16 protein-coding genes are annotated in these 14,684 nt (G+C 69.4%); 12 read left to right on the top strand and 4 right to left on the bottom strand.

The genetic code is table 11. The annotated features are described in order from the left end of the window. Window positions 1–272 precede the first annotated feature (272 nt). Window positions 273–575 carry a WhiB family transcriptional regulator gene (locus ACLARN_RS02885; protein WP_034305019.1) on the bottom strand — a complete coding sequence of 101 codons (303 nt, stop codon included), beginning with the start codon at window positions 573–575 and terminating at the stop codon, window positions 273–275. Between the two features lie 249 nt (window positions 576–824). On the opposite strand from ACLARN_RS02885, the gene ACLARN_RS02880 reads away from it, so the two are divergent. The 5 genes from ACLARN_RS02880 (at window position 825) to ACLARN_RS02860 (ending at window position 5,229) form a co-directional block, all read left to right on the top strand. Beyond that, on the top strand, window positions 825–1,739 hold the full coding sequence (locus tag ACLARN_RS02880) for a MerR family transcriptional regulator (RefSeq protein ID WP_409490002.1): 915 nt from the start codon (window positions 825–827) through the stop codon (window positions 1,737–1,739). Between the two features lie 9 nt (window positions 1,740–1,748). After that, complete coding sequence (locus ACLARN_RS02875; protein ID WP_409489738.1) at window positions 1,749–2,588, top strand: hypothetical protein; 840 nt, start codon at window positions 1,749–1,751, stop codon at window positions 2,586–2,588. A gap of 140 nt (window positions 2,589–2,728) precedes the next feature. Next, window positions 2,729–3,325 (top strand): response regulator transcription factor, encoded by a 597-nt coding sequence (locus tag ACLARN_RS02870; protein WP_003073605.1) that lies wholly within the window; start codon window positions 2,729–2,731, stop codon window positions 3,323–3,325. A 383-nt stretch (window positions 3,326–3,708) separates the two neighbouring features. After that, window positions 3,709–4,281, top strand: a complete 573-nt coding sequence (locus tag ACLARN_RS02865) for a sigma-70 family RNA polymerase sigma factor (RefSeq protein ID WP_409489737.1) — start codon at window positions 3,709–3,711, stop codon at window positions 4,279–4,281. After that, entirely contained in the window at window positions 4,282–5,229 is a 948-nt protein-coding gene (locus ACLARN_RS02860; protein ID WP_409489736.1) for an anti-sigma-D factor RsdA, read from the top strand. Between the two features lie 73 nt (window positions 5,230–5,302). On the opposite strand, the gene ACLARN_RS02855 is transcribed toward ACLARN_RS02860, so the two are convergent. Further along, complete coding sequence (locus tag ACLARN_RS02855) at window positions 5,303–5,689, bottom strand: DUF5319 domain-containing protein (RefSeq protein ID WP_076163060.1); 387 nt, start codon at window positions 5,687–5,689, stop codon at window positions 5,303–5,305. A gap of 123 nt (window positions 5,690–5,812) precedes the next feature. On the opposite strand from ACLARN_RS02855, the gene guaB reads away from it, so the two are divergent. The 4 genes from guaB (at window position 5,813) to ACLARN_RS02835 (ending at window position 9,710) form a co-directional block, all read left to right on the top strand. Continuing rightward, window positions 5,813–7,324: an IMP dehydrogenase gene (gene guaB / locus ACLARN_RS02850; RefSeq protein WP_409489735.1), complete on the top strand. Its 1,512-nt coding sequence runs from the start codon at window positions 5,813–5,815 to the stop codon at window positions 7,322–7,324. A gap of 81 nt (window positions 7,325–7,405) precedes the next feature. Then, window positions 7,406–7,888, top strand: coding sequence for a DUF3574 domain-containing protein (locus tag ACLARN_RS02845; protein WP_409489734.1), 483 nt, complete (start codon window positions 7,406–7,408; stop codon window positions 7,886–7,888). Between the two features lie 171 nt (window positions 7,889–8,059). After that, window positions 8,060–9,193, top strand: a complete 1,134-nt coding sequence (locus ACLARN_RS02840) for a GuaB3 family IMP dehydrogenase-related protein (RefSeq protein WP_076163063.1) — start codon at window positions 8,060–8,062, stop codon at window positions 9,191–9,193. Between the two features lie 172 nt (window positions 9,194–9,365). Next, window positions 9,366–9,710, top strand: coding sequence for a hypothetical protein (locus ACLARN_RS02835; protein ID WP_409489733.1), 345 nt, complete (start codon window positions 9,366–9,368; stop codon window positions 9,708–9,710). Between the two features lie 90 nt (window positions 9,711–9,800). Here the strand turns inward: ACLARN_RS02835 and ACLARN_RS02830 are convergent, their stop codons facing one another. After that, complete coding sequence (locus ACLARN_RS02830) at window positions 9,801–10,424, bottom strand: DinB family protein (protein WP_409489732.1); 624 nt, start codon at window positions 10,422–10,424, stop codon at window positions 9,801–9,803. 22 nt (window positions 10,425–10,446) lie between these two features. Continuing rightward, window positions 10,447–11,433, bottom strand: coding sequence for a helix-turn-helix transcriptional regulator (locus ACLARN_RS02825; RefSeq protein WP_409489731.1), 987 nt, complete (start codon window positions 11,431–11,433; stop codon window positions 10,447–10,449). Window positions 11,434–11,544: 111 nt separating this feature from the next. Between ACLARN_RS02825 and ACLARN_RS02820 the strand changes: the two genes are divergently transcribed. The 3 genes from ACLARN_RS02820 (at window position 11,545) to ACLARN_RS02810 (ending at window position 14,655) form a co-directional block, all read left to right on the top strand. Continuing rightward, the gene (locus tag ACLARN_RS02820) at window positions 11,545–12,012 is read left to right on the top strand and encodes a VOC family protein (protein WP_409489730.1); all 468 of its coding nucleotides are present in this window, start codon (window positions 11,545–11,547) and stop codon (window positions 12,010–12,012) included. Window positions 12,013–12,160: 148 nt separating this feature from the next. After that, a complete protein-coding gene (locus ACLARN_RS02815) occupies window positions 12,161–13,867 on the top strand; it encodes a GMC family oxidoreductase N-terminal domain-containing protein (RefSeq protein ID WP_409489729.1) in 1,707 nt (568 codons plus the stop codon). Window positions 13,868–13,932: 65 nt separating this feature from the next. Then, entirely contained in the window at window positions 13,933–14,655 is a 723-nt protein-coding gene (locus ACLARN_RS02810; protein ID WP_409489728.1) for a maleylpyruvate isomerase N-terminal domain-containing protein, read from the top strand. Window positions 14,656–14,684: the final 29 nt, after the last annotated feature.

Below are 14,684 nucleotides of genomic sequence, written 5' to 3'. Positions count from 1 at the left end.
CTGGTCCGCCCACTTGCGTTTAGCGGGCAAACTGCGATCTGGCGCGCGGCCGCGACGGAGCGACTTTCGCGGGCTAAGTGCGATCCGGCGGCGGGGTGCCCCGCGACGGCACCGACCTGCGTTTAGCGGGCTAAACGCGATCTGGGGCGGCGGGGAGCGGGTGCCGAGCAGGGCGACTTTCGCGGGCTAATCGTGACGCGTCCGGGTCTGGACGAGCGGAAGGGCGGCACCCCACCCGGATGCCGCCCTTCCGCGTTGCCGACTCGGCCGGATCAGCCGTTCGACATGCTCAGTTGGCGCTTGTCCGCCTTGATGATGTGCTCGCGTTCCGACTCCGACAACCCACCCCAGATCCCGTAGGGCTCGTGCACGGCGAGTGCGTGGTTCCGGCACATGGCCAGCACCGGGCAGGCCAGGCACACGGCTTTGGCCCTCGCCTCGCGGCGGGCTCTGGCAGGCCCGCGTTCGCCGTCAGGGTGAAAGAAGGACGCGCTGTCCATGCCTCGGCACGACCCTTCGAGCTGCCAGTCCCATACATCGGCGTTGGGTCCCGGGAGCCTGCGTGTGTCCGCCATCCTGACCGCCTCCGTCATCCGGTCGAAGCGTTTAACCTGCTCTGCTGCGCTGCGGATACTCCATTCGGTGCAACGGCGGTAACGTTAGAAGCGCGCCAATACTTGTTCAAGAGATTCAAGACGATTCAGCCGTTAGGCATCCCCCGGATGTGTGAGCCGCACTTTCCGTTCCGGTTGCCGCGGCCCCGGCCTGCCTGGATATTGGGTCGAGTGGGATCTCGGATCAGCAGTGAAGAACCCACCCTGCCGGTGGCCTCAGTCGCTCGCCGGCTCGGGGTCGCACCGTCCACCCTGCGAACCTGGGACCGCAGATACGGCGTAGGACCGAGCCGCCACACCAACGGCCGTCACCGCCGCTATGGCAGCTCCGACATCGGCCGTCTCGAACTGATGCAGCGCGCGTTGCTCCGCGGCGCCTCGACGGCCGAAGCGGCGAAGTACGCGCTCGAGCAAATGCCCCGGACGGTGGCGGAGCACCCGGAAACTCCTGTGGTCCAAGTGGAGGAACAGGCCGCCGCGCCGCCCGCCGAGGATCACGACGTCCCGTCCCGCCTCGCCAGGCGCTTGAGCACGGCCGCGCTCGCGATGGATTTCGGCGCGGTTCAGCGCATGCTCGCCGACACGATCCGCGAACTCGGCGTCCTGCCGGCCTGGACCGGCGTCGTGTCACCGGTGCTGACCGCGCTCGGCGCACGCTGGCGCGGGGTCAGCGCCGGCGCGGAGGTCGAGTACCTGCTCGCCGAATGCGTGTACGCGGCCCTGGTCCGCGCGACACCGGTGCTCCGCGAACCGCGCAACCAGCGGCCGGTCCTGCTGACCTGCGTCCCGGACGAGCGCGACAACATGCCGATGTACGCGCTCGCCGCGGCGCTCGCCGGACGCCGGATCGGGGCCCAGCTGTTCGGCGCCTCCCTGCCCGCCGAGGTGCTCGCGGTGACCGTCCGCCGCAGCGTCCCGGCCGCGGTGGTGCTGTGGTCGGGACGGCACGCGACCGCCGATCCGCGCCTGTTCGCCAGGGTGTCCCGCGGCCGCCAGCGCAGCAGGCTGTTCGCCTGCGGTCCGGGCTGGGATCCCGCGACGCTTCCGGACAAGATCGAACTGCTCGGCGAATTGACGACGGCCGCCGACCGGATCGAGCACGTTCTTGTCGGTGCGAGGCGATAGAAAGGACGAATGGAAGCGTCCTTGCGGTCCGCCGCGTTCGGCGACGGTGTGCCGCCGCCGAACTCCTTCGCGGTGCCCGCGTCACCTCGTGGGCGGCTGCTCGCCGCGATCGGGCTCGGCGCCCGTGGCCGGTACGCGGCGGCGGCCACCCTGCTGAACGGTTTGCGCGCGAGCAAAGACCCGGTGCTCGCGTCGCTGGCCGCGAGCACGCTGGCGTCGCACCGGCGGCAGCTGGGCGGGCACGCGGCGGCTCTCGTCCTCGACGGGGAGGCGCTCGCGCTGGTGATCACGGAGCCGCGAGGTGAACCCGACCCCGACGGCCTGGACGCCGAGGGGGCACGGGCGGACGCCCTCCTCGGCCTCGCGGCGGACAACCTCGGCCGCGGCAGGCTGGCCGCCGCCCGGCGCCTGGTGGCCCGTGCGGAGGCGCACATCGGCAACTGGCGGAGCCGGACCAGGGCCGGTTGGGTGGCCGCGGAAATCGAACTGGCTAGTAACATTTCCGCTGCAGCGATCGCACCTGCGGAAATGGCACTGGAAACGGCGCGAACCCGGGGTGCCCGCCGACATGTCCTCAAATCACAGCTTGTACTCGGCGTGACGATGGCGAATGGGACTTCCGCTGAGCGGGACCGCGCGAAGACGCTGGTCGAGAGCGCGCGGGAAACCGCCGAGAAATACGAATTCAATTCACTTCTGTGGGTGGCGTGCCTGCTCGCGGCCGACCTCGGGGCAGGACACGCCGATGAGTATCGATTCAGAAGTGCCGAACTGTTGCACGCAGTGTTACGGCACGCAGATCCTTGCGGGAGGTGGCTCGCCCGGGAATCTCCGTGGGTCCCCCTCTGAGGGCGTCTAGCCTGTTGGAGGGCCCATTCCGGCAACCGGGCTAAGAAACTTTCAAAAAAGCCACCGGATCGTGTCAAGGTTCGGGCTAAAGCGTCCGATAGGGGAAGTGGAATGTCACCCGGCTGCAGGAAGGAAACCCCGTGACGACGGTCTTGATCTGCGACGACCGACGCAGTGTCCGCGAAGGGCTCACTCGAGTGATGTCCGCGGTCCCAGGGGTCAGTCGCATCGACTGCGTAGCGCACGGTGACGAGCTGCTGGCCCGGTACTCCCGTCAGCCGGTCGACGTCGTGCTGGTCGGAACCCAGCGCGCTGTCCCGACTGGCGTCGAAGCCACCAGGCGGCTCGTCTCAGCGAACCCCCAAGCGAACGTGATCGTGTTCGGCGCCCCGGACGATGCCGGCAGCATCGCCGCCGCCATCGCCGGCGGAGCCCGCGGCTACCTGCGTTGGGACGCCTCGCGTCCCGAGCTGGTCGCCGCACTGGCGCATACGCTCGCCAGCACCTCGGTGCCGGCGCCGCGCCAGCCGTCCGACCCCGGTGTTCAGCTCACCGAGCGCGAGCTTCAGGTGCTCCGTGGGATGAGCCAGGGTAAGAGCAACGGACAGATCGGCCGCGAGCTGTACCTGTCCGAAGACACTGTGAAGACCCACGCGCGCCGCTTGTTCCGCAAGCTCGGCGTGCGAGACCGCGCTCAAGCGGTCGCCCACGGATTCCGCCGTGGACTTGTTTCCTGACAACGCTTTCTTAATTTTTCTGGTCTGATAGCGGCAACGGGTGACAACGGGCCGGGGGCAAGCCCCTGGCCCGTACCTGTGTTCCCCGTCACGCTTCGCGCTTTTCCGTTCACTGCTCGGGCACGCTTGCCCGAGCGTGTCCGCCTTCGGGTGGACCGTCGTACCCCACTGCGCTCCCACTCGTTGAAAGTTCGACTACGAGCGAGGAGAACCAGGAAGACCCGGGTTTCAGCGCGCTCGCCGGAAGGGCGGCGCGCCGATGGCGGCCGTCAGCGAAGGCGGCGGGCCCGGGCGGTACGGTAGCTATCCACCGGTAGTGGCCTCCGAAGTCACACGCCGGACTCTTTGCACGCCTATACGTAACACTGGGACTGTTGTCTGCGATGGCCAATGTGGGGGACGGACTGGATGAGCCGGTCGCCGCTGCTGTTGAGGGTGATCCTCAAGCGGTCGAGCGGTTGCTGGCGGCCATCCGTCCTTTGGTAGTGCGGTACTGCCGCGCTCGGGTTGGCAGGCAGGAGCGTTCGTTCGCTTCCGCAGACGACGTTGCTCAGGAGGTGTGTCTCGCGGTGCTCACGGCATTGCCTTCGTACCGTGATCAGGGCCGCCCGTTCCTGGCCTTCGTCTACGGGATCGCCCAGCACAAGGTGGCCGACGCGCATCGCGCCGCGGCCCGCAACCGCTCCGAACCGGTCGCCGAGGTCCCCGATGAGATCGAGGGCGGCGTCGGTCCCGAGCAGCGCGCCCTCCAAGGCGAGCTGAACGAGCGCATGTCGCAGCTGCTGCGCGTCCTTCCCGATAAACAGCGTGAGATCGTGGTCCTGCGTGTCGTCGTGGGGTTGTCCGCCGAAGAGACGGCGGAGGCCGTGGGGTCCACCCCCGGCGCCGTCCGGGTGGCTCAGCATCGCGCCCTCGCGCGCCTACGTAAGGTTCTGGCCGCTGAGGAGGTGATCTGAGTGACCGATCGCGACCATCGGTTCTCCCCTGGGACCGATCGTGAACTGACGGCCTTCGAAAGAGGGCTGACGTCCTCCGAGGCCGAGTTCGCCGCGGATCTGTCGGCCGTTCAGGCCGACGACGCGCTGCTCGACGCGCTCGGCGGCTCGGACCCGAAGATGGCCGACGACCTCGGCGATCAGGAGCTCAACGCGCTGCTGCTGGCCTGGCGGCGCGACATCGACAGTGAACCGCTCGCGGAACTCGTCGACGTGGACACCGCCGTCACCACCGTGAAGACCGCCGCGCTCGCCCGCAAACACGGGGGAAGACGCCGGCTGCTGGTCCCGGTGGCCGCCGCCGCGGCCGTCCTGGCCATCGCCTTCGCCGGAACTGGTCTCGCCGCGAAGGACGCGCAGCCTGGTGACACGCTCTGGGGCCTGACCAAGGTGCTTTACGCCGACCATGCCCGGTCGGTCGAGGCCGCCGCGGCGGCCAAACTCGATCTGGAGAAGGCCAACCTCGCGCTCGCCGGTGGGCGCCTCGACGACGCGCGCAAGGCGCTCGACGAGGCACAGGCCGCGCTGAGCCAGGTGACCGACGAAGAGAACCGCGATCAGCTGCTCGAGCAGCATCGCCAGCTGAGCGCTCAGCTGCAGAACCCCGGCCAGCAGCCGCTGCCGCCGGATCAGCAGTCGCCGTCGCAGACCCCGGTCGCGACCACCCCTCAGCTCACTCCGCAGCCGACCGCTCCGCCGACGTCGCTGCCCGGAGGTGGAAACCCCGGCACCAGTCTGCCGGGCACCACGACTCCCACACCCACTCCGCCGACCACGACGAGCGAGCCGCCTCCGCCGACGACGTCGACGACCCCGCCCGCTTCGGGCAACGACCCCGGTGGCTCGCGTAACGAGCCGTCGCCGGGTGCCGGAGCACAGGCTCCCGGCGCCGCGGTCGAGACGCCGTAACACCCAAGAACAGCGAAAGGGCCTGGTGAGATCTCTCTCACCAGGCCCTTCGCCTTTAGCGGGCTAAACGCGATCAGTAAGCGCTCTCGTTCGCCGTGACTCCGTCCGCGAAACCGCGGCAGTAGTCCCAGCTCACATAGTCACCGGGGTTCGGATCGAACGCGGGCTCGTGCGGCCGCATCCTTCCGTCGGCGAGCAGTTGCTCGAGACTGGCGCGGAGCAGATGCCAGTCGTGGTAGTGGGGTTCGTCGCATTCACCGCAGTCGACCACGATCCCACGTACCCCGCGCGGTTCGAGAAGCGCCTGGTAGACGGCGAGATCGGAGAGGTCGGCCAGCAACTCGGTGCGCTCTTCGTCGCTGATCGGCTCGTCGAGCCGGTCAGCTTCGTCGATGAACGCGCGGGCCGGGTCGTCCGGGTCATCCGCGAACGGGTCTGGGGGCAACGCATCTTGCGGCACGCCTGCACGCTACCGGGCGCCCACCCGGGCCGGGCGGCCGCCCGGCCCGGATATCATGAGGGGCAGGCCCTCGCGTCGCTAGAGCGACTCGTTCATCACCGCCAGGAAGGCCCTTCGCCTGCTATGACCAGCGACAGCGTCACCGCCCCCGTCCCGAGCAAGTTCGCCATGCTCGGGCTGACCTTCGACGACGTGCTGCTGCTGCCGGCCGAGTCCGACGTGGTGCCCAGTGCGGTCAGCACCCGCACCCGGCTGTCCCGCAACGTCACCCTGAACATCCCGCTGGTCTCCGCCGCGATGGACACGGTCACCGAAGGCCGGATGGCCATCGCGATGGCCCGCCAGGGCGGCATGGGAGTGCTGCAGCGCAACCTGCCGATCGACGACCAGGCGTCCGCCGTCGAGGTCGTCAAACGCTCCGAAGCGGGCATGGTGACCGACCCGGTCACGTGTTCGCCGGAGGACACCCTCGCCGAGGTCGACGCGCTGTGCGCCCGGTTCCGGATCTCCGGGGTGCCGGTGACCGACGCCGCCGGGACGCTGGTGGGCATCATCACCAACCGCGACATGCGGTTCGAGGTCGATTTCACCCGCGCGGTGCACGAGGTGATGACGAAGCTGCCGCTGGTCACCGCGCAGGTCGGGGTCACCGCGGAGGCCGCGCTGGGGCTGCTGCGCCGCCACAAGATCGAGAAGCTGCCGATCGTCGACGGCGCGGGCAAGCTGCGCGGGCTGATCACGGTCAAGGACTTCGTCAAGACCGAGCAGTACCCCAATGCCACGAAGGACACCGACGGCCGTCTCATCGTCGGCGCGGCCGTCGGCGTCGGCCCGGACGGGCACAAGCGCGCGATGGCGCTGGCCGACGCCGGGGTCGACGTGCTGATGGTCGACACCGCGCACGGGCACTCCCGCGCCGTCGTCGAGACCGTCGCGCTGTTGAAGAAGGAACTGGGCGACACCGTCGACATCGTCGGCGGCAACGTCGCGACCCGGGCCGGCGCACAGGCGCTGGTGGAAGCGGGTGCGGACGGGATCAAGGTCGGCGTCGGCCCGGGCTCCATCTGCACCACCCGCATCGTCGCCGGGGTCGGCGTGCCGCAGATCTCCGCGATCTACGAGGCCGACCAGGCGGCGCGCCCGGCCGGGATCCCGGTGATCGGCGACGGCGGCATCCAGTACTCGGGTGACATCGCGAAGGCGATCGCGTCCGGCGCGTCCTCCGTGATGCTCGGCAGTCTGCTCGCCGGGACGGCCGAATCTCCGGGTGACCTGATCCTGGTCAACGGCAAGCAGTTCAAGACCTACCGCGGCATGGGCTCGCTGGGCGCCATGCAGTCGCGCGGCCAGGCGAAGTCCTACTCGAAGGACCGCTACGCGCAGGACGACGTGCTGAGCGAGGACAAGCTGGTCCCCGAGGGCATCGAGGGGCGGATCCCGTTCCGCGGGCCGCTCGCGAACGTCGTCCACCAGCTGGTGGGCGGGCTGCGGTCGGGAATGGGCTACGCGGGCGCGTCGACGATCCCCGAGCTGCAGGAGGCGCAGCTGGTGCGGATCACCGCGGCCGGGCTCAAGGAGAGCCACCCGCACGACATCACGATGACCGTCGAGGCGCCGAACTACACCACCCGGTAGTCCGCCCTTTAGGACACTTACGCATCCGGTTCCGTTCTCGGGAGACTTGGTCCGCTGATCAAGTCTCCTGGGAGGAATCCGATGTCTTTCTCGCTGACCACCTCGCGGCGTACCGCGCTGGCCGTCTTCGCGGCCGCTGTCCTCGGGCTCGGCGGCGGGGTGGCGGCTTCGGCCGTCCCCACCGCATCCGCCGCGCCTGCTCAGGCCGGAGAGACCGCCGGGCTTCAAGCGTCGCCGGGTGAGCTGTGGAAGCGCACCGAGCTGTACTTCGGCACGACGAAGCCGGGCGGCGGCGAACTGACCGACGCGGAATTCACCGCGTTCTCCGACGAGGTCGTCACCCCGCGGTTCCCGGACGGGTTCACCGAACTGACCGGGCGCGGCCAGTGGCGCGGTGCGGCCGGGGTGATCTCGCGGGAGAAGTCGAAGATGATCATCGTCGTGTACCCGTTCAGCGACCGCGACGCGAACCGCGAGATCGAGGAGATCCGGACCGCCTACAAGAAGACGTTCTCCCAGGAATCCGTCCTCCGGACCGACTCCGTGGAGAAGGTCTCGTTCTAACCCCCACCCCCACTCCGCCCACCGGCGCGCGTTTAGCGGGCTAAACGTGAAACTGGTGAGGCAGGTGGGGCTGGTGTGACTTCGGGGCCGGTTCGGGTGCCCCGTGCGCAGGTCACCCACGCGGCCTAGCGACAATGGGGTGTAACGGTCGTCGGTGAGAAGGGACTTGACGTGCGGGATCTGGTCGAGATCGGCATGGGCCGCACCGCGCGGCGGGCGTATGACCTCGATGACGTGGAGATCGTGCCGTCGCGGCGCACCAGGTCGTCTTCGGTCGTGTCCACCGCCTGGCAGATCGACGCGTATCGCTTCGAGCTGCCGCTGGTCACGCATCCCACCGACGCGATCGTGTCGCCGGGCACCGCGGTGGCCGTCGGCGAGCTCGGCGGGCTGGGCGTCCTCAACGCCGAAGGGCTCTGGGCGCGGCACCCGAACGTCGAGGACGCGATCTTCCGCCTCGTCCGGGCGGCCGAGGACACCGAGGACCCGACCGCGATCGTGCGCGAGCTGCAGGAACTGCACTCCGCCCCGATCCGGTTGGACCTGTTGACCGAGGCGATCAAGACCGTCCGCGAGTCCGGTGTCACGGTGGCCGCGCGGGTCAGCCCGCAGCACGCCGCCGAACTCACGCCGGATCTGCTGAAGGCGGGCGTCGAGATCCTGGTCGTGCAGGGCACGATCATCTCGGCCGAGCACGTCCAGCGGGACGCGGAGCCGCTGGACCTCAAGGACTTCATCGGGCGCCTCGACGTCCCGGTGATCGCCGGCGGGGTCAGCGACTACCGCACCGCGATGCACCTGATGCGCACCGGCGCGGCCGGCGTCATCGTCGGCCACGGCGCGAGCCGCGGTGTGACGAGCACCGACAGCGTGCTCGGGATCGGAACGCCGATGGCGACCGCGATCGTCGACGCCGCGGCCGCGCGCCGCGACTACCTCGACGAGACCGGCGGCCGGTACGTGCACGTGCTCGCCGACGGCGGGATGAGCGTGTCCGGCGACATCGCCAAGGCCATCGCCTGCGGTGCCGACGCGGTCATGCTGGGCGCGCCGCTGGCCGCCGCCTCCGAGGCGCCGGGGCAGGGGCTCTACTGGACGTCGGCGGCCGCGCACCCGTCGCTGCCGCGTTCGCGCGTGGCGCTGGGGCCGGACTACGCCGTCGACCTCAAGACGCTGCTCTTCGGGCCGTCCTCGGACGCCGAGGGCGTCGTGAACCTCTTCGGTGCGCTTCGCCGCGCGATGGCGAAGACGGGCTACTCGGACCTGAAGGAGTTCCAGCGCGTCGGGCTGACCGTCCGCCGCTGATGCTCGCTCCCCACCCCAGGATCGCGTTTAGCCCGCTAAACGCGATCCGGGGCCGGAGTCGTCCATATCCGAGACAGGAATGATCTTCGGCCGATAAGGTGCCTTCGGTTAGGCCATTTGGCCTTGGTGATTGTTACTGGAGGGATCATCAATGCTGCATAAGCTTCGTGTCTTGCTGCTGGGGGCAGTGGCGATAACGGGACTGGTGGTGGTGTCCGCGCCGGCGGCCCAGGCCGCCGGTTACACCGCGGTCGTCCAGGCTTCGGGTTATAGCCGGACGGTCATCCTGTGGCGGAACGACAACACGCAGTGCTTCCACGCCGAGGGGAAGAACCTGCTGAGGGGCGAGGTCGTCGCCGTGGTCAAGAACGAGTCGGAGGTACTCAGCGCGACCTCGCCGGCCGACGGATCGAACGTCAGCACGGCTTCGTTCTGTAGCCGAGGGTCCTACTACCATGGTGCCCTCGACCTGCGCGCCCCCGACGTCTTCGTCAAGACGCAGCCCTGGTCGACCTGATCCCGGCAGTGTGACGTGACCTGAGAGGGCTGGATGACCGCGGTGGTCCTCCAGCCCTCTCTTCGTGCCCAGCGGATCGCGTTTAGCGGGCTAAACGCGATCCGCTGGGCACGAAGAGAGAGCTGGGTCGGTTGCCTTGGCCGCCCGTTCGATTTCCGCTCGCCGGCTTTTCCAGAAGGTCGCGTCCTGCCCCCGCCGGGCCATGGCTTCCGCGTCCATCTCGACCTCGCCGTCCAGCTGTTCGCGCAGGATGTCGGCGTGCCCGGCGTGACGGCAGGTCTCCGTGAGGACGTGGACCAGAACGTTGAACAGCATCACGTCAGGACGGGGCCACCAGGGCACGTGGCCGGGCGAGTCGATGGCGAGCGCGGCGATCGTCGCGTCGGAGTGTGCACAGACGCGTCGGTAGCGGCCTGTGATCTCGTCGCGCGTTTCGTGCTCGGTCGCCCACATGTCGGTACCGCGCTGTTCGGGGTCGTCCCAGCGGGGAACGGGCTCGGGGAACGGTCGATCGAAGACCTCGCCGAAGTACCGGGACTCCCACACCGACAGGTGTTTGATCAGACCGAGAAGGTTGGTGCCGGTCGAGGTCAGGGGACGACGGATGTCGTACTCGGACAGCCCATCGAGCTTCCGAAGCATCGCATCGCGGATCTCTCGCAGGTCACTGTGCAGGTATTCCTTCGCGAAATCGTCGATCACGAGTACGAGCATGCCGCAGATCGCGTTTAGCCCGCTAAAGGCGAGCCGGTCCCGCGGCGCGGCCGGCCCGACGGGACAGCTCGGCGAACGCCGCGCGTAACTCCGGCGGACCGACCACCTCGATCTCGGTATCGAAGCGGGCCAGCGCCGCCGCGAGAGCGGCCCAGGACCAGGACCCCGTCGTCAGCCTGGTCCGGGCGGCGCCGAGTTCCTCGACGACACCGTCACCGGCGAACGGCGCCACGTCCGCCGGGGGCAGGTCGAGGATCACCTCGCCGCGGCAGGGCCAGGCGTTCGTGCTCTCGGAGCCCTTGAACCGGACGGACAGGAAGGCGGCTACGTCGCCACCCGGCACTTCGCGGGGAACGAACCGCGGTCCGGTCGGGACGCGCGGCGTCATCCGGTCGGCACGGTAAGTCCGCCAGTCTTCGCGGTCGGGGTCCCAGCCGACGACGTACCAGCGCCCGGCCCGCACCACGAGGTGGTGGGGTTGCACCCGGCGCGGTTCGGCGTCCTCAGGGCGGCCCGGCGAGCGGTAGTCGAACCGCAGCTCCTCCCCGGCGCGGACCGCGGCGCTCAGCGTGAGCAGGATCCCGGTGTCGACCTGTGGATCGACGCCGTGCCCTGCCGCGCTGATCTCGAGGGCGTCGACGCGGTGCCGCAGCCGCGACGGCAGCACTTGCCGCACGGTGGCCAGTGCCCGTGCGGCCGCCTCCTCGATACCCGCGCCCGTCCCGACGGCGATCCGCAGTGCCACGGCCAGCGCGACCGCCTGCTCCTCGTCGAACAGCAGGGGTGGCATCTGACTGCCCGCTTCGAGCCGGTAGCCGCCGTCGGGGCCCTTGACCGCCTGGACCGGATATCCCAGCTCCCGCAGCCTGTCGACGTCGCGGCGCACTGTCCGCTCGCTGACGCCCAGCCGCTCGGCGAGCAGACCGCCCGGCCAGTCGCGGCGGGCCTGCAGCATCGACAGCAGTGACAGCAGCCGGCTGGAGGTCGTCGTCGAAGGGGCGATCGGCATGTTTTCACCATCGCACAAGTAGCGGACGTTCCCTGACCGGTACTGCTGACAACGTGGTTCTGGTGCCGGAAGCCTCCGGCACCAGAACCACTCGTGAAGGACCGGAACGCCATGTCGCTCAACGCTGTCGCCCACCTGAACTTCCACGGCCAGGCCCGCGAAGCCCTGGAGTTCTACCAGTCGGTCTTCGGCGGGCAGCTCACCGTTGTCACCTACGCCGACTTCGGGATGCCCGCCGAACTTCCCGGCGCCACCCACGTCATGTTCGGCCAGGTCGTGGCCGACAGTGGCTTCCAGGTCATGGCCTACGACGTGCCCGGCGAGCACACGCCCGCGATCCCGGGCGTGCCCAGCACGCGTCGCGAAAACGGCACCACGACCACCAAGGAGCCGTTCTTCCTCTCCGTCCGCGGCGCGAGCGTCGACGAGGTCACCCCCGTGTGGGAGGGCCTCGCCAAGGGCGCCATCGTGATCGAGGCGTTCGGTCCCGCGCAGTGGGCGCCCGCCTTCGGGATGCTCGCCGACCGCTTCGGCGTCACCTGGATCGTCGACGTCGCGGCCGAGTACACGCAGGCCTGACCTTCCCCGCGAGGAGTGCGGTCGTTCCCGGCCGCACTCCCGCGCCGCACAGGAGAAACCTCATGCAGACCCGCGCAGACGGGTGGAAGGTAACTGGCCAGTAACTTACCTCTGGTCAGGAGGGGTGGCCGGGGTTACAGTCGAGGGTGTGACTGCCAGTAACACCACCACTGAAGACGACTTCGACTACGACGTGATCGTCGTCGGCTCCGGGTTCGGCGGCAGTGTCGCCGCGCTTCGCCTGACCGAAAAGGGCTACCGCGTCGCCGTCATCGAGGCGGGCCGCCGCTTCGCCGACGACGAGTTCGCGAAGACGTCCTGGGACCTTCGCCGCTACGTCTGGGCGCCCCAGGTCGGCTGCTTCGGCATCCAGCGTATCCACATGCTCAAGGACGTCATGGTGCTCGCCGGCGCGGGCGTCGGCGGCGGCTCGCTGGTCTACGCGAACACGCTGTACCGCCCGCTGAAGCCGTTCTACGTCGACCCGCAGTGGTCCCACATCACCGACTGGGAGTCCGAGCTCGGCCCGCACTACGACCAGGCCAGCCGCATGCTGGGCGTCGTCACCAACCCCAGCGTCACGCCGTCGGACGTCGTGATGAAGGGCGTCGCCGAGGACATGGGCGTCCCCGAGTCGTACCACCCGACGCCCGTCGGCGTGTATTTCGGCAAGCCGGGCGAGCGCGCCGAGGACCCGTACTTCGGTGGCGCGGGCCCGGCGCGCACCGGCTGCACCGAATGCGGCGCCTGTATGACCGGCTGCCGCGTCGGCGCCAAGAACACGCTGGTCAAGAACTACCTCTACCTCGCGGAGAAGGACGGCGCGCAGGTCATCCCGCTCACCACCGTGAGCGCGATTAGCCCGCTAAACGCGGGTGGGTACGAGGTGAGCATCAAGAAGACCGGGACGACCTCGCGCAAGTTCCGCCACAAGCTCACCGCCGCGCAGGTGGTGCTCGCCGCGGGAACCTGGGGCACGCAGAACCTGCTCCACGGCATGCGTGACACCGCCAAGCTGCCGAAGCTCTCGCCGCGCCTCGGCGAACTGACCCGCACCAACTCCGAGGCCATCATCGGCGCCGCCCGCACCTCGGTCGACGAGGAGCGCAACTTCAGCCGCGGCGTCGCGATCACCTCGTCGATCCACCCCGACGACAACACGCACATCGAGCCCGTCCGCTACGGCAAGGGCAGCAACGCGATGAGCCTGCTCCAGACCATCGCCACCGAAGGCGACTCGGCGGTCCCGCGCTGGCGCCAGGCCGTCAACTTCATGGTCAAGCACCCCGTCCAGACGGTCCGCCTGCTCAACGGCTACCGCTGGAGCGAGCGCACGGTGATCCTGCTGGTCATGCAGAGCCTGGACAACTCCATCACCACCTACACCAAGCGCGGCCTCTTCGGCCGCCGCAAGTACACCTCGAAGCAGGGACACGGCGAGCCGAACCCCAGTTTCATCCCCGCCGGGCACGAGGCCAACCTCCGCACCGCCGAACGCATCGGCGGGATGGCGGGCGGAACCTGGGGCGAGATCTTCGACATCCCGCTCACCGCGCACTTCATCGGCGGCGCGCCGATCGGCACGGCGGCCGACAACGGCGTGATCGACCCGTACCACCGGGTCTTCAACTACCCTGGACTGTCCATTGTGGATGGATCGGCGATCACGGCCAACCTCGGCGTGAACCCCTCGCTGACCATCACCGCGCAGGCCGAGCGGGCGTTCTCCCTGTGGCCCAACAAGGGCGAAACGGACAGCAGGCCGTCGCAGGACCTGCCGTACGCGCGGCTCGAACCGATCGCGCCCAAGAACCCGTCCGTTCCGGCGGACGCACCGGCTGCCCTTCGGCGGTAACCCGGACCCCGCCCCGCCACCACCCTCAACTGACAGGCTTCGCCTGACTGGCTAGATTCAAGGGCGTGACCGCCTCCGAACGCGCCCACGCCCTGCTCGATCGAGTCCGCGCCCTGCACGAAGAATGGGCGCGCGTGGCCCGTGGTCTCGGCGAGGACGCCGTGCACGCCCCCAGCGCGTTGCCCGGCTGGACGCGGGCGCATCTGCTCTCGCACGTCGCGCGCAACGCCGACGGCCTCGGCAACCTGTTGACCTGGGCGAAGACCGGCGTCGAGACCCCGATGTACGCCACGGACACGGCTCGCGACGAGGGCATCGAGGCCGGAGCCGACCGCTCCGCCGCGGCGATCGTCGCCGACGTCGTGGACTCCGGCGAGCGGTTCACGGACCTGGCCGCGTCCCTGCCGGACGAGGCGTGGGCCGGTGAGGTGCGTGATCGGCAGGGCAGGCCGGTCACCGGCGAAGGGGTGCTGCGCAAGCGGCTGGCCGAACTCTCGATCCACCTCGTCGACCTGGACTCCGGGTACGACTTCGACCGTGTCTCCGGGCTGCTCGGCCAGGAGTTCGAGGTCGTGGTGAGCAGCGCGATCGCCTCGTACGGCGCCGGACTGCCCGCGGTGCTCCTGGTCGCCGTCGACGGCGACGGGACACGGCACGAATGGCGGATGGGCACCGGCGAGCCTGCCAAGGTGACCGGCGCGCCCGGTGACGTCCTGGCCTGGATCACCGGCCGAGCCGACGGGTCCACTTTGGACGGCGAAGTGCCGCCGCTGCCGCATTGGCTCTGACCCGGCCGGGTGATCGCGGCAACCCGATC

Source organism: Amycolatopsis sp. cmx-11-12, from assembly GCF_046269425.1.
Classification (GTDB): domain Bacteria; phylum Actinomycetota; class Actinomycetes; order Mycobacteriales; family Pseudonocardiaceae; genus Amycolatopsis.
This window is presented reverse-complemented; position numbering and strand designations above follow the sequence as displayed.

Excerpts from the sequence above, each read along its gene's own strand:
- ACLARN_RS02885 (WP_034305019.1), bottom strand. The coding sequence starts at position 575 with ATGGCGGACACACGCAGGCTCCCGGGACCCAACGCCGATGTATGGGAC.
- ACLARN_RS02875 (WP_409489738.1), top strand. The coding sequence starts at position 1,749 with ATGGAAGCGTCCTTGCGGTCCGCCGCGTTCGGCGACGGTGTGCCGCCG.
- ACLARN_RS02865 (WP_409489737.1), top strand. The coding sequence starts at position 3,709 with ATGGCCAATGTGGGGGACGGACTGGATGAGCCGGTCGCCGCTGCTGTT.
- guaB (WP_409489735.1), top strand. The coding sequence starts at position 5,813 with ATGACCAGCGACAGCGTCACCGCCCCCGTCCCGAGCAAGTTCGCCATG.
- ACLARN_RS02845 (WP_409489734.1), top strand. The coding sequence starts at position 7,406 with ATGTCTTTCTCGCTGACCACCTCGCGGCGTACCGCGCTGGCCGTCTTC.
- ACLARN_RS02830 (WP_409489732.1), bottom strand. The coding sequence starts at position 10,424 with ATGCTCGTACTCGTGATCGACGATTTCGCGAAGGAATACCTGCACAGT.
- ACLARN_RS02825 (WP_409489731.1), bottom strand. The coding sequence starts at position 11,433 with ATGCCGATCGCCCCTTCGACGACGACCTCCAGCCGGCTGCTGTCACTG.
- ACLARN_RS02820 (WP_409489730.1), top strand. The coding sequence starts at position 11,545 with ATGTCGCTCAACGCTGTCGCCCACCTGAACTTCCACGGCCAGGCCCGC.